Raw genomic sequence first — 12,637 nt, 5'->3', positions numbered from 1 at the left:
GTCCGCACACGGGACCGGATACGTCGACGTCCGACGCGCTCGGTCCGGACGCGACACCGCGCAGTCACGACACCAAACGGTTTTATCCGAATCTCCGAAACCCACAGGCGATGGTTGCAGACAGGCTCCCCGAGTGGGGGGTGACTCGCTCGTTCACTGCCCTCGCCGTCGACGTCGCCGATGCTGTGGTGTTCGTCGTCGGCCACTTCCTCGCCGTCCTCCTCTCCAGCGCCGTCTGGCTCGCGCTGGGGGCGGTGTTCGCCGCCGTCGCTCCCGTTCCCGGGGGCGTCGGGCCAGAGACGCTCGCGACCGTCGTCTGGCTGGCGATCGTCGTCACCGGGCCGGCCGTGGTCGTCGCGCGGGTCCTGCGTGCACCGATCCGCATGCGGCTCACGGATCGACCGGTAGTGGTCCTCGTACCCCCGGTCTTGCTGCTCGGAGCGGTCTTCGCCGTCGTCGTCGAAACCGCCGCCACCCCCCTGGCCGTGCTGGCGCTCGTCGTCGCGACGTTCGTCCTGGTCCGCCGGGTCGTCCACCTCTACGCACAGCACGTGCGCGTCGGGCCGCTGACTCGCACCGCCCGGTTCCGGGTGGCGACGGCCGCGCTGCTCCCGCTCTCGTTCGTCCTCCTGTTCCTGAACGCCGCCGCGCTGGACGGCGTCGTCCCCCTCGGCGACACCGGGTGGGCCTGGCTCCGGGACGCGCTGGCGACGCTGGGCGTCCCGGTGCTGGTCGACGTCGGCGAAGCGACGTTCGACGCGCACGTCCTGGCGCTGCTGGCCGCGCCGGTGGTCCTCTGTGGCATGTACGTCGTCAGCCAATTGCTGAGCGCCGTGGCGGTCACGCTCGCGGCGGATGCGGAGGGCACCAGCCCGCTACCGGTCGTCGACCGGGTCGCGAGCGGCACCGTCGCGCTGCCCGGCAGCGGGTCCGTCGCGACGTGGCTCTGGACGGCCGTCGGCGGAACCGCACCGACGGCGACGTCGAGCGCTGCCTCTATCACCCTCCCTGACTCGAAGGCCGACTGGAAGTACGACGACGCCGACGCCGAGCGGGCCCACCGGCAGGCACAGCAGCGCGACCCCGCCGAGGCGGTCGAGATCGGCGAGGTCGTCCCGCTGGTCCTGGAAGAGGCCGACTACAGCTCCGACCCGCCGACGATCATGGGCTCGCGCAACGCGCTCAAGGTGTTCGTCGAGGACGTTCCCCGCGGGCTCTCCGAGCGCGACACCATCTGCGTGAAGGTGACCGACTACGGCGGCAAGCGCACCAGCGCAGAGGCCGTCTTCCTCTCGCGGGGTCGCTGCTCGAAAGCCGATCGGCGCGCCTGACGGCCGAGAGGTGTCGGATGGGTGATACGATTGCCCCTTCTGAGAAACAGACCGCGCACCGCGAGCAGGCGGCCCGTCACGCCCCGTCGCTGCGACGCTCGTTCCACCTGAAGTGAAGGTCCGATTCGCCCCGTGCAACTCCGAAACCGGTGCGTGCACTGCCGAACACCCTCGAAAGGCGGTACTACGCACCTCCATTCAAAGGCGACACCGATATCCAACCCCCTGGCTTCGACTCTACCCGTCACGGCGAGGGGACGGCGGACTCCGTCCCACGGCGTCCTCACTCGTCGGGTCCGCGGCCGGGAGGGTGAGGCTGGCGACGGTGCCGTCGTCGCTCACGTCGAACGCGAGGTCGCCGCCGAGCTGACGAGCGCCCCAGCTCGCCAGCCAGAGCCCCAGTCCCGTGCTGTGTTCGAGGTCGGTCTCCCGGCCCGAATCGATGACGGCCAGCTCCTGGTCGGGCACGCCGGGGCCTTCGTCCGCGACGCGAACGGTCACCGACTCCTTTTCGGCGTCGACGTCGACCCGGACCGCGTCGCCGTCGTCGGGCGACCCGTGCTGGAGTGCGTTCTCGAGGAGCGCCTCTGTCACGACCCGGAGCGTCTCCTCGTCGGTTTCGAGAGTCACGGGCGAGCACTCGAGGGTTATCGACCGCCCGGGGAACGCCTCGCGGAGGTCGTCGACGACGCTGGCCAGCAGGTCGTCGAGGGCGACGGGCGTCTGCCGTGGTTCGCGGGCGACGATCTGCTCGACGCTGCGAGCCTTCTCGCCCAGCGCGACCAGTTCGTCGGCCTTGCGCTCGACCGTGTCGAGCATCCCCGACACCTCCTCGTCGTCGACCAGGTCGTTGGCGGTGGTGGTGAACCCGTGGACGACGGTCATGTCGTTGCGGAGGTTGTGCCGGAGGACGCGGTTGAGCACTTCGAGGCGCTGTTCGCGCTGGAGTTCCTCGGTGACGTCCTGGAAGACGACGGTGTAGCCGACGTGGGTGTCACCGCCGTCACGGAGCGGTCTGGCGGTGACGTTGAACGTGTGGGGCGCGCCGTCGCGCTCGATGGTGACGCGCTGGTCGCCGACGGTCGGGTCGAGACTGTCGCCGTCGAGGTAGTCGTCCAGGGGGTTCGTGAGCGCCGCCCGCCGGTCCACGTCGAGCAGCGTCGCCGCCGCGGCGTTGACCGTGACGACGCGGCCCTGCTCGTCGACGATGACGACGGGATTCCCCAGGTCGTCGAGGGCCGCTCGCTCCCCCGTCCGCCGGGTCGCCGGGTGGAACTCGAACATGTCGCTCCCGACGAAGGCGTAGGCGTCGAAGAGGACGTGCGGGAGGAAGAGCACCGTCGCGAAGTTCACCGTCGGCACCGGCCCGAGACCGAACAGCCAGGCGTACAGCGCCGCCGTCGGTGGGAGCGTGCTCAGGCCGACAGCGACCGCTTCCCGGCGGTACAGCGGCCCGTAACTCACGACGGTGTCGAGCAGGAGCACGCTGGCGACGAGAGGGAACAGCGCGCCGACGGCGGCGACGGCCAGCGCCCACGGCTGGAGCGCGTAACTCGCCGTCGCGACGCCAGCGACGGGGAGAACCTCGAACCCGGTCCAGACCAGCCCGTGCCAGGGGTTCGTTGCGACGGCGACGGCCACGACGATGGGGAGCGTCAGCAAAGCCCGACCGGCTCTCGTTCGGACGAACCGGCCGCGACCGGTGTACCCCAGCGCGAAGGCGAGGAAGGTGACGCTCATCGTCGCCATGGCGGCCCAGACGACGACTTCGAGGGCGAACCGGAGCGCCGGGTCGGAGACGAGCAGCGCCGCGGCGTAGGTGCCGCTCCAGACTGCCTGGCCACCGAGACTGACCAGGAACCACCGGGCTCCGGGCTTGTCGCGGTACTGCCAGAGCGAGCCGATCAGGAAGACCGTTCCGACCCCTGCGACCGCCGAGGCGACGACGAGCCAGGTGCCGGGAACCATTTCGTGTACACTGCGCGTACAGCCTCTTTCCGGTTTCGGTCACCCGGATCGAATGCCCGGGTCGGTGATCGACCGCTACTCGCCCAGCGAGTCCGCGTAGTCGTTCCAGACGCCCTAGCGGGCCCAGTTCGGTGCGCGGACGGCCGAGTGGTCGAGGGCCCGCTCAGAGGAACTCCCGCACGTCCGAGTACCACATGTCGTGTTCCTCTGCCGCGCCGATGGCGCCGGCGATGCGGGCGGCGATGGCGTGCCAGCACAGCTCCTCGGGGTCCTCGACGTCGAGGTTGTACGAAGCGTCCGGACAGGCGCAGTCGTCGTCCTCGATGATGTACTCGTCCTCGTGGCCGACGACGACGACGAAGTCGCGGTACTCCTTGACCCGACCCTCGCCGACGGCCTCGATGGCCTTCTGGCCCCGGTCGCCGTGGACGCCGACGATGCGGTCGACTGCCTCCGGGGTGAGTTCCCCCGCGTCGGCCAGCATCGCCTCCCACTCGTCCACGGCGCTCATAGATAGGCTTGGGTAACGCCCCTCAAAACAGGTTCGGTGGTTCACGGGCGTTCCGCTGGCGAAGGTCGGCGTTTCCGTCGGCGTCGGGGCCACGCGGCGGCGCGGTCCGCACACAGCACCCGAACGGCTTACTCGACCGAGCCCGTAGGTGCGGATATGAGCACCGGACAGGAGGAGACGACTGCGGGGACGCCCGCGACGACGGTGGTCGTGTCGTACCCGCCCGACATGGGCGAGGACGGACAGGCGTTCCTCGAACGGGCGTCGTTCCGCAACTACCTCGCGCGAGCGTGGGACGAGATCGCGCCCGGGGAGACCGTCGAGGAGATGGTCAACCTCGGCTGCTGCACCGACGCGCAGAACGTTCCCCTCACCGTCGAATCGGTCGACGGCGGGACGCGGATGGGTCCGGACACCGCCGTCGAGTTCGTCGAGGGCGACGAACCGGCCGGGCTGGGCTGTGACTGGTGATCTGACGGTTTCGAGAGGTTTGGGGACTTTCATTGGGTTCTCGCATCGGTCAGTACAGATCGGCTACGTAGCGTTTGGTGGATACCGGGGTTGTCGCTGTTAGCACGACGTCAAACAACTTGAAAGCCCTCGGCGCGCTCGTCTCGTGCGACTCGCTGCGCTCCTCACTTCGTTGCGGTGCTTACTTCGTCGGACGTCGGCGAGCGCACCTCGCCCTTTCAGTCCGCCAGGATCAGCCTTGCTCGCGCGATGAAACGCGCCCGCGATTGACTCCCCACCCCTCTCCGAACCCGCCGCCTCCGCGGCGGGTCACGCTTCCTGACTGCTCCGCACCCGCCCGGCCGGGAGCGCGTCCCCGAGTAGACGCGAGGGGCGCGCGACCCGGGGAAGGGCAGGGCAGCGGTGCTATGCTGTCCTGGTGGACTGAAAGGGCGAGGCGCGGTCCGGGAACCCCGGTCCCGCAAGCACCGGAACGAAGTGAGGAGCGCAGCGGGGCCGCGGGACTGGAGCGTGCCGAGGGCTTTCTGGGTCTTGGTGTCGATGTTCGTTTCACCAACTCGAACGAGAACCACCCGTACACTACACACACCGAGGGAACGGCTCTATCGGCTGCGGGAACGGTGAACGGAACTGAATCGAAGCGGAACCGTCTTCAGTCGGTCGTCGCTGGTCTGGATCTCAGAAGGCGTCCCGGAGTCCCCACACCGCTCACACGAAACACATCCCTTAACGCACCCGGTCACCGAGTCAAACCAAGAATGCGCGTCACGGAGGGGCAGGTCACGGTCGAGGTGCCCGAGCAGGCCGACGCGGGGAAGGGCGAGAACGTCTTCTTCAACCCGGTCCAGGAGCTGAACCGGGACCTGACGATCGCCGCCCTGCGGGCCTATCGCGAGCGCGAGCCGCGGGCAGAGCGCTACCTCGACGCGACGGCGGCGAGCGGCGTTCGCGGGGTCCGGGCGGCGGCCGACGGCTGGGAGGCGACGCTCTGCGACGTCGACCCCGAGGCCGTCGACCTGTGCGAGCGGAACCTCGAACGCAACGACCTGGCCGCAGAGGTCCGCCATCAGGACGCCAACGTCGCGATGCACCGCGATCCCTGGGACGTGGTGGATATCGACCCGTTCGGGACGCCCATCCCGTTCGTCGACGCCGCCTTCCAGGGCACCCGGAACCTGGTCTGCGTCACGGCCACCGACACCGCGCCGCTGTGTGGCGCCCACTTCGAGAGCGGCGTCCGCAGCTACAGTGCGATTCCGCGCAACACCGAGTACCACGCCGAGATGGGGATGCGCATCCTCCTGGGCGCGCTCGTGCGCACCGCCGCGCGGTACGACCTGGCTGCCGTCCCAATCCTCAGTCACGCGACCAAACACTACGTCAGGACGTATCTCGACCTGGACCAGGGCGCCACCGTCGCCGACGAGATGATCGACCAGGTGGGCCACGTCTACCACTGCCAGCACTGCCTCTGGCGCGACCACAGCGCGGGGCTCCACGCCGACGCGCCGGCGTCCTGTCCCAGTTGCGGCGAGCACCTGCAGACGGCGGGCCCGCTGTGGCTCGGCCCCACCTGCGAGCCCGCCTTCGCCGACGAGGTGGCCGACCACCTGACCGCGGACATGGGGACCGCCGACGAGGCCGAAGACTTGCTGGCGACGCTCGCCGACGAACTCGTCACGCCGACCCACTACGACCAGCACCGGCTGTGCAAGCGCTGGGGCCGGGGCGCCGAGTCGATGGACGAGTTCCTGGCGAAACTCCGGGACGCGGGCCACGAGGCCTCGCGGACTCACTACGGCGGGACGACGTTCAAGACGGAGGCTGACGTCGAGCAGATCCGGGACGCTATTGTCGGCGAAGACGGCGACTCCTAGCTGTTCTCGGGCCGGGTCCGCTCGCGGTCGGAGGCGACCAGCGAGTAGGCGCCGTAGTACACCGGTCGCAGGAAGTAGTTGAGCATGGCGACCAGGCCGAGGACGCCGCCGAGGGACTGCAACTCGCCCGGCGTCGCGCCCAGCCCGACGGCGGTGGTCGTCGCGGCCAGCGCGGGCGCTATCCACAGGTCCCGCAGGGTCCGCTGGAGGTCGTGACTGAACAGCGTTCCGAGCGGCGGGACGTACTCGCGGGCGGCGAACAGTGCGACGGCGGCGACCAGCAGGACGCCGACGACGACGGGCGACCCGTGGAGGCCGGCCAGGCTCGCCCCGATGAGGAGGAGGCCCGCGACGAGCAGGTAGACGGTCGCCTCCAGCGTCAGCCGGTCGAGCGCGCGATACATGCTATCAGAGTGACGGTCGCCGCTCATAGTGTTTCTGTTGTCACGATCCGGACCTCCCGAGCCCGGTTCCCCCGGCCTCGTGACGGCGGCAGTTCCCGCTACCGTCCGGCGTCCCGTCGCTGACCGGTTCTCCCGCAGGCCGGCGCCGCACCCGGACACAACTGGTATATAAGTTGCAGCGAACGCAACCAGCGAGCGTGCAACGGACCTCGGCCGTCGCGACGGGCCGGAACGCGCTCGCCACCGCGGGCACCGTCCTCGCTACGGCCCGGGAGAAACAGCTCTCCTTTCTCGCGGCGAGCATCGCCTACTACATGCTGGTGTCACTCGTCCCGCTCGGCCTGCTGGCGCTCGTCGTCGCCACGACGCTGGGTGGGGCGCCCTTCGCCGAACGAGTCGTCGCCGCACTCGGTGCCGTCCTCACCGACGACGCGGCGGCCGTCGTCGCGGACGCGCTGGTCGATTCCGGAGGTCGGGGCGGCGCGACACTCCTGGGCCTCGTCGTGTTGCTGTGGAGTGGCCTCCGGGTGTTCCGCGGGCTGGACGTGGCGTTCTCGCTCGTCTACGGCCACGGCCGCCGCGACTCGTTCGTCAACCAGATCCGGGACGCGCTGGTCGCGCTCGGGGGGATCGCCGTCGCGGTCGTCGCGGTCGTCGCCGTCACCGCGCTGGTCACTCGTTCCGGCGTGGAGGTCGCCGGCGTGCTCGGACCGGTCGCCCTCGTGGCGACGCTCACGGCGGCCTTTCTCCCCGTCTTCGTGGTCTTCCCCGACGCGGCCGTCTCCGTCCGCGACGCGCTCCCCGGAACGCTCACCGCGGCGGTCGGGTGGACGCTGCTCGGGTCGCTGTTCACCGCGTACACCGCGTTCGCCGGCAGTGCGGAGCTCTACGGGCTGATAGGCGGGGTCCTGATGCTCGTGACGTGGTTCTACGCCGCCAGTCTCTGCCTGTTGCTGGGGGCGGTCGTCAACGCGACGCTCGCCGGCGAACGTGTACGGGACCGGCAGTTACAACAGGTAGCCGGTCGTACCGACCTGTCAATGACGGACGACGAGGGTGACGGGGAGACGCCCCCACCGGGCGACCCCGACGAACCTGTCGAGCCGGCCAGCGAGGAGGAACTCCAGCGAGTCCGCGAAGAGCTCCGCGAGTTCCGCGAGGACGTCGACGACCGCACGCTCCACCGCGAGGCCATCGAGGACGACCTCCGGGCGTACGTCCGCAGCGAGATGCGCGGCGGCCACGCCCGCGGCTGGGGCCCGTACGTCGTCCTCCTCTACGGGACGGTGATGACGCTCGGTGGCTTCGTCTATCTCAACGGCCTCGTGGCTATCGGCGCGATGCTCGTCATCTGGCTCTCGACGCTCGGTCTCTACGTCCTGATGGTGCTGGTCGGCACCGGGTTCAACCTGGTCGAACTCCCCGCCAGGGCCATCGGGCGCGTCCGAGATCGATAGGAACTGTTCTCTTCCGGGAGCACGTCGTGACGACGAAAGAGCGACCGAGAGAAGGTATCGGGCCGCCGGGCCGAGAGCGGCCTCGTGGCAGCGTCAAAGGTTCAGTAGCGGTCGCAGTTCAGTAGCTCTCGAGGTACTGATCGAGTTCCCACTGGGAGACTTCGACGATGTACTCCTCGAACTCCTGGGTCTTGGCCTCGACGAAGTTCTCGAAGACGTGCTCGCCCAGCGCGTCCTGGACGACTTCGTCGGTTTCGAGGGCGTCGATGGCCTCGCCGAGGTTCGACGGCAGCGTGGTGATGCCGTACTCCTCGCGCTTCTGTTCGTCGAACTCGTAGATGTTCTCGCGGACCGGGTCGTCGCAGTTCAGTTCGCGCTCGATGCCGTCGAGACCGGCGTGGATGAGCGCGGCGAAGGCGAGGTACGGGTTACACGACGGGTCGGGGAAGCGCGCCTCGATACGTGAGGCCGCGGGCGTCCGCGCGGCCGGCTTGCGGATGAGCGCCGAGCGGTTGCGGTCGGACCAGGCGACGTAGACGGGCGCCTCGTAGCCGGGAACCAGGCGCTTGTAGCTGTTGACGGTCGGGTTGGTGACGGCCGAGAGCGCCTCGGCGTGGTCGAGGATGCCGGCGGTGAACTGCTTTGCCACCTCGCTCAGGTTGAACTCGTCGTCGTCGTCGTGGAAGGCGTTCTCGCCGTCCTGGAACAGCGAGAAGTGGGTGTGCATGCCGGAGCCGTTGATCCGCGCGATGGGCTTGGGCATGAACGTAGCGTGCAGGTCGTGTTCGGCCGCGATGGCGCGGACGACCGCACGGAACGTGGCGACGTTGTCGGCCGTCGACAGCGCGTCGTCGTACGTGAAGTTGATCTCGTGTTGACCCTCGGCGACCTCGTGGTGGGAGGCCTCGATGTCGAAGCCCATGTCCTCGAGGCCGAAGATGATGTCGCGACGGACGTCCTGTGCGAGGTCCTTGGGGGCGAGGTCGAAGTAGCCACCGACGTCGTTGGTCTTCGTCGTCGCGCGGCCCTCCTCGTCCTCCTCGAAGAGGAAGAACTCCGGCTCGGGGGCGGCGTTGACCTGGTAGCCCATATCTTCGGCGCGCTGGATGGCGCGCTTGAGGACGCCGCGCGGGTCGCCGGCGAAGGGCTTGCCGCTGGACGTGTCTATCACGTCACAGATGAGCCGACCTGCGGCGCTCTCGTCGTCGTTGCGCCACGGGAGTACCGCGAACGTCGACGGGTCGGGGTCCAGGCGCATGTCGGACTCCTGGATGCGGACGAAGCCGTTGATGGAGGAACCGTCGAAGTAGATGCCTTCGGTGAACGCCTTCTCGGCCTGGTCGGCCGGGACGGAGACGTTCTTGACTGTACCCAGAATGTCCGTAAATTGCAGACGCAGGAAGTCGACGTTCTTTTCTTCGATTTCGTCGAGCACGCCCTGTGCCTCTTTCGAGAGTTCGCTTGTCATCTTTGGACACCCGAACGGAACACTGCTATTACTAAAACCCTGCTGCTTTGCGCAAACATTCCGTTCCCATCCTCCATTTCTGGATATTCGTAAAATTCTAATCCCCCCGTACCGTGTCCACCTGTAATGACGTACGAAAATCTCGACCGGAAGCTAGTGAATGAACTCCTGGGCGACGGGCGCGCCAGTCTGCGGAGCCTCGCCGAGGACCTCGACGTCTCGGTCACCACCGTCTCGAATCACCTCTCGACGCTGGAAGACGAGGGTATCATCGACGGCTACACCCCCAAGGTCGACTACGACGCGCTGGGGTACGACGTCACTGCCATCCTCCAGCTGAAGGTGGAGGGGTCCTCGCTCCCCGAAGTCACCGAGACCCTGCGCGAGCACAAACAGATGGTCTCGGTGTACGAGGTGACGGGCAACTACGACGTCATCGCCATCGGCAAGTTCGCCGACACCGACGGCATGAACGCACAGATCAAGGAACTGCTCGTCGACCCGGAGATCAAAGAGTCCAACACCAGCGTCGTGCTCAACGCGGCGAAGGAGCACGAGCAGTTCGACCTGGACCTGGCTGAGGAGTAGGCTGGGGCCGAGCGTAGCGAGGGCCCAGCTAAAGTGCGAACGGGGAGCGGAGCGACACGCGAGCAGGACGGCGCCGACCGGAGGGAGGGGCCGTCTCATACGCGAGCGGGAGCGAACGGAGTGAGCGACACGCGAGCAGGCTGGGGCCGACCGGAGGGAGGGCCCAGCTACAGAGCGAACGGGGAGCATAGCGACCCGTGAGCAGGACGGCGCCGAGCGTAGCGAGGGACCAGCGCTATTGCGGACGAGATGGTCGCTTGCCCGTGCGACTGGGTAACTCACCTTCCAAACATTCTTGACTGACCGGTTAGTCAGAGAGAACAATGAGTGACCCCGCCGACGACATCATGCGGGCTACCTACGACGCGCTCTGCAGGCACGGCTATGCGGATCTCACGATGCGACACATCGCCGAGGCGGCCGATTGCAGCAAGGCGTCACTGCACTACCACTACGAGAGCAAGCAGGGGCTCATGCTCGCGTTCCTGGACTACCTCTTCGAGCGGTTCACCGAACGGGTCGGTGGGGTCGACGGCGAGGGGGGCGTGGCCGGCGAGCGGGCCGACGGGAGCGCCGACGCGGCCGCCGACCCCGACGCGCGCCTCCGCGAATTCGTCGACGACGTCCTCCACCCGCCGGCCGAGGGTGACACCGCCCGGGAGTTCCGGACGGCGCTGCTGGAGATCAAGGCACAGTCGCCGTACGACGACGCCTTCGGGGAGCGCATCGCGGCGTTCGACGACCACATCTACGGGACGGTCCACGACCTCGTGGTCGCGGGAATCGACGCGGGCGTCTATCGCGAGGGGACCGACCCCGACGAGGTGGCCCGCTTCGTCCTGGCCCTGGTCGACGGCGCCCAGGCGCGCCACGTCGTCGCCGGCGAGGACGTCGACGCGCTCCAGACCGCTCTCGAGACGTACCTCGACGCGCTCGTGCAGCCGACGGTGGAACCGACGCCGGAGGTGTCACAGTGAGCGCGCGCGAGTTCGTCCAGCGGCTCCGGAACGCCGCGGGCGGCCTGTTCAAGGGCCAGGAGCAGCTCGACCTGACCAGCGGTACCATCGCGGCGCCGCTGTTCTACCTCTCCCTGCCCATCATCATCACGAACCTCCTGCAGGTGGCCTACAACCTCGCGGACACGTTCTGGCTCGGTCGCTACAGCACGGAGGCGCTGGCGGCCATCAGCTTCGGCTTTCCGATGGTGTTCTTCCTCATCTCGCTTGGGATGGGCATCTCCGTCGCCGGGAGCGTGCTCGTCGCCCAGCACACCGGCGCCGACGAGACCCGCGAGGCCCAGTACGCCGCCTCACAGACGGTGACGTTCGCGTTCCTCGTCTCGCTGTGCCTGGGCACGGCGGGCTTTTTCTTCGTCGAGGAGTTCCTCGCCCTGCTCGGGGCCGCGCCGGACGTCCTGCCGGGCGCCACCGCCTACCTGGAGGTGATGTCGGCCGGTCTGTTCGCCATGTTCGGCTTCTTCGTCTTCATCGCGCTCATGCGCGGCGCGGGCGACACCATCACCCCGATGCTCGTCATGTTCGGGACGGTGGTGTTCAACGTCATCCTGGACCCGTTCCTCATCTTCGGGTGGTGGGTGTTCCCCGAACTGGGCGTCCAGGGCGCCGCCATCGCGACTATCTTCTCGCGCGGCCTGGCGATGGTCGTCGGCCTGTGGATCATGCTCCGGGGCTACCGCGGCGTTCGCATCCGACCGGCTGAGATGGTCCCGGACCCGTCGTACCTCAAGAAGCTGGTCCGCATCGGCATTCCGGCCTCCGTCGAGGGTACCGGCCGGTCCGTCTCGGTCATCCTGATGCTCGGCGTCGTCGCCACGTTCTCGACGCCCGTCGTCGCCGCCTTCGGCGTCGGGACGCGCATCTTCTCGCTCATCTTCATGCCCGCCATCGCCGTCGACCGAGGGGTCGAGACGATGACTGGCCAGAACATCGGCGCCGGCAAGCCCGACCGGGCGGGGACGGCCAACCACTTCGCCGCGAAGGCCTCGTTCCTCGTCCTCGCGGCGATGGGTGTCGTCGTGTTCTTCACGGCGCCCGCCGTCGTCAGCGTGTTCAGCGACGACCCGCAGGTCGTCCAAATCGGCGCCGAGTTCCTCCGTTGGGTCGCCCCGACGTTCGGTTTCATCGGCATCGTGCGGGCCTACTCCGGCGGCTTCCGCGGCTCGGGCAAGGTCGTCGTCTCGGCGTCGCTGGCCATCCTGATGCTCGGCTTCCTCCGCCTGCCGGTCTCCTGGGTCGCCTCCCGCGTCGTGGACATCTCCGTCGTCAGCGTCTCGATTCCGGGCGTCGGCATCTTCGAGACGACCGCCTTCGCGAACACGCTGGTCGCCGACGCGTTCGCCTACTCGCTGGGTTCCCGCGGCATCTGGCTCGGCTTCGCCGTCTCGAACGTCGCCGCCGCCGCCATCGCCTACGTCTGGTTCCTGCGAGGCACCTGGCGCGACGCCGACCTCACCGACGATCCGACGACCGCCGCCGCCGCTGACGACTGAGCTCACCGACGATCCGACGACCGCCGCCGCCGCTGACGACTGAGCTCACCGAC

11 protein-coding genes are annotated in these 12,637 nt (G+C 68.4%); 7 read left to right on the top strand and 4 right to left on the bottom strand.

Features of this window, described 5'->3' with window-relative positions:
- Positions 1-110 precede the first annotated feature (110 nt).
- Positions 111-1,331: a hypothetical protein gene (locus BM337_RS00055; RefSeq protein ID WP_089812693.1), complete on the top strand. Its 1,221-nt coding sequence runs from the start codon at positions 111-113 to the stop codon at positions 1,329-1,331.
- 237 nt (positions 1,332-1,568) lie between these two features.
- On the opposite strand, the gene BM337_RS00050 is transcribed toward BM337_RS00055, so the two are convergent.
- Both BM337_RS00050 and BM337_RS00045 read right to left on the bottom strand, forming a co-directional pair.
- Complete coding sequence (locus tag BM337_RS00050; protein WP_089812691.1) at positions 1,569-3,299, bottom strand: histidine kinase N-terminal 7TM domain-containing protein; 1,731 nt, start codon at positions 3,297-3,299, stop codon at positions 1,569-1,571.
- A 163-nt stretch (positions 3,300-3,462) separates the two neighbouring features.
- A complete protein-coding gene (locus tag BM337_RS00045; protein ID WP_089812689.1) occupies positions 3,463-3,810 on the bottom strand; it encodes a hypothetical protein in 348 nt (115 codons plus the stop codon).
- Between the two features lie 156 nt (positions 3,811-3,966).
- On the opposite strand from BM337_RS00045, the gene BM337_RS00040 reads away from it, so the two are divergent.
- Positions 3,967-4,281 carry a DUF7968 family protein gene (locus BM337_RS00040; RefSeq protein ID WP_089812687.1) on the top strand — a complete coding sequence of 105 codons (315 nt, stop codon included), beginning with the start codon at positions 3,967-3,969 and terminating at the stop codon, positions 4,279-4,281.
- A gap of 758 nt (positions 4,282-5,039) precedes the next feature.
- Entirely contained in the window at positions 5,040-6,158 is a 1,119-nt protein-coding gene (locus BM337_RS00035) for a tRNA (guanine(26)-N(2))-dimethyltransferase (protein WP_089812685.1), read from the top strand.
- Here the strand turns inward: BM337_RS00035 and BM337_RS00030 are convergent.
- Positions 6,155-6,562, bottom strand: a complete 408-nt coding sequence (locus BM337_RS00030) for a hypothetical protein (RefSeq protein WP_089812683.1) — start codon at positions 6,560-6,562, stop codon at positions 6,155-6,157. The genes BM337_RS00035 and BM337_RS00030 overlap by 4 nt on opposite strands.
- A 197-nt stretch (positions 6,563-6,759) precedes the next feature.
- Here BM337_RS00030 and BM337_RS00025 point away from each other — a divergent pair, with 197 nt between their 5' ends.
- The gene (locus BM337_RS00025) at positions 6,760-8,019 is read left to right on the top strand and encodes a YihY/virulence factor BrkB family protein (RefSeq protein ID WP_245778568.1); all 1,260 of its coding nucleotides are present in this window, start codon (positions 6,760-6,762) and stop codon (positions 8,017-8,019) included.
- 118 nt (positions 8,020-8,137) lie between these two features.
- On the opposite strand, the gene glnA is transcribed toward BM337_RS00025, so the two are convergent.
- The gene (glnA, locus tag BM337_RS00020) at positions 8,138-9,487 is read right to left on the bottom strand and encodes a type I glutamate--ammonia ligase (RefSeq protein ID WP_089812681.1); all 1,350 of its coding nucleotides are present in this window, start codon (positions 9,485-9,487) and stop codon (positions 8,138-8,140) included.
- A 126-nt stretch (positions 9,488-9,613) separates the two neighbouring features.
- Between glnA and lrp the strand changes: the two genes are divergently transcribed.
- The 3 genes from lrp (at position 9,614) to BM337_RS00005 (ending at position 12,584) form a co-directional block, all read left to right on the top strand.
- Positions 9,614-10,075 (top strand): HTH-type transcriptional regulator Lrp, encoded by a 462-nt coding sequence (gene lrp, locus BM337_RS00015; protein WP_089812679.1) that lies wholly within the window; start codon positions 9,614-9,616, stop codon positions 10,073-10,075.
- Positions 10,076-10,398: 323 nt separating this feature from the next.
- Positions 10,399-11,052, top strand: a complete 654-nt coding sequence (locus BM337_RS00010) for a TetR/AcrR family transcriptional regulator (RefSeq protein WP_218155497.1) — start codon at positions 10,399-10,401, stop codon at positions 11,050-11,052.
- Positions 11,049-12,584, top strand: a complete 1,536-nt coding sequence (locus tag BM337_RS00005; protein ID WP_089812678.1) for an MATE family efflux transporter — start codon at positions 11,049-11,051, stop codon at positions 12,582-12,584. Before BM337_RS00010 ends, BM337_RS00005 begins: the two co-directional genes overlap by 4 nt.
- The last annotated feature ends 53 nt before the right edge of the window (positions 12,585-12,637 follow it).

Origin of the sequence: Halomicrobium zhouii, assembly GCF_900114435.1 — an archaeon.
Lineage (GTDB): Archaea > Halobacteriota > Halobacteria > Halobacteriales > Haloarculaceae > Halomicrobium > Halomicrobium zhouii.
The sequence above is the reverse complement of the archived record's forward strand: the minus strand, read 5'-3'. Positions and strand labels throughout refer to the sequence as shown.

Coding starts and splice junctions, on each gene's coding strand:
- BM337_RS00050 (WP_089812691.1), bottom strand. CDS start 3,299: ATGGTTCCCGGCACCTGGCTCGTCGTCGCCTCGGCGGTCGCAGGGGTC.
- BM337_RS00010 (WP_218155497.1), top strand. CDS start 10,399: ATGAGTGACCCCGCCGACGACATCATGCGGGCTACCTACGACGCGCTC.
- BM337_RS00040 (WP_089812687.1), top strand. CDS start 3,967: ATGAGCACCGGACAGGAGGAGACGACTGCGGGGACGCCCGCGACGACG.
- BM337_RS00045 (WP_089812689.1), bottom strand. CDS start 3,810: ATGAGCGCCGTGGACGAGTGGGAGGCGATGCTGGCCGACGCGGGGGAA.
- BM337_RS00035 (WP_089812685.1), top strand. CDS start 5,040: ATGCGCGTCACGGAGGGGCAGGTCACGGTCGAGGTGCCCGAGCAGGCC.
- BM337_RS00030 (WP_089812683.1), bottom strand. CDS start 6,562: ATGTATCGCGCGCTCGACCGGCTGACGCTGGAGGCGACCGTCTACCTG.
- BM337_RS00055 (WP_089812693.1), top strand. CDS start 111: ATGGTTGCAGACAGGCTCCCCGAGTGGGGGGTGACTCGCTCGTTCACT.
- glnA (WP_089812681.1), bottom strand. CDS start 9,487: ATGACAAGCGAACTCTCGAAAGAGGCACAGGGCGTGCTCGACGAAATC.
- lrp (WP_089812679.1), top strand. CDS start 9,614: ATGACGTACGAAAATCTCGACCGGAAGCTAGTGAATGAACTCCTGGGC.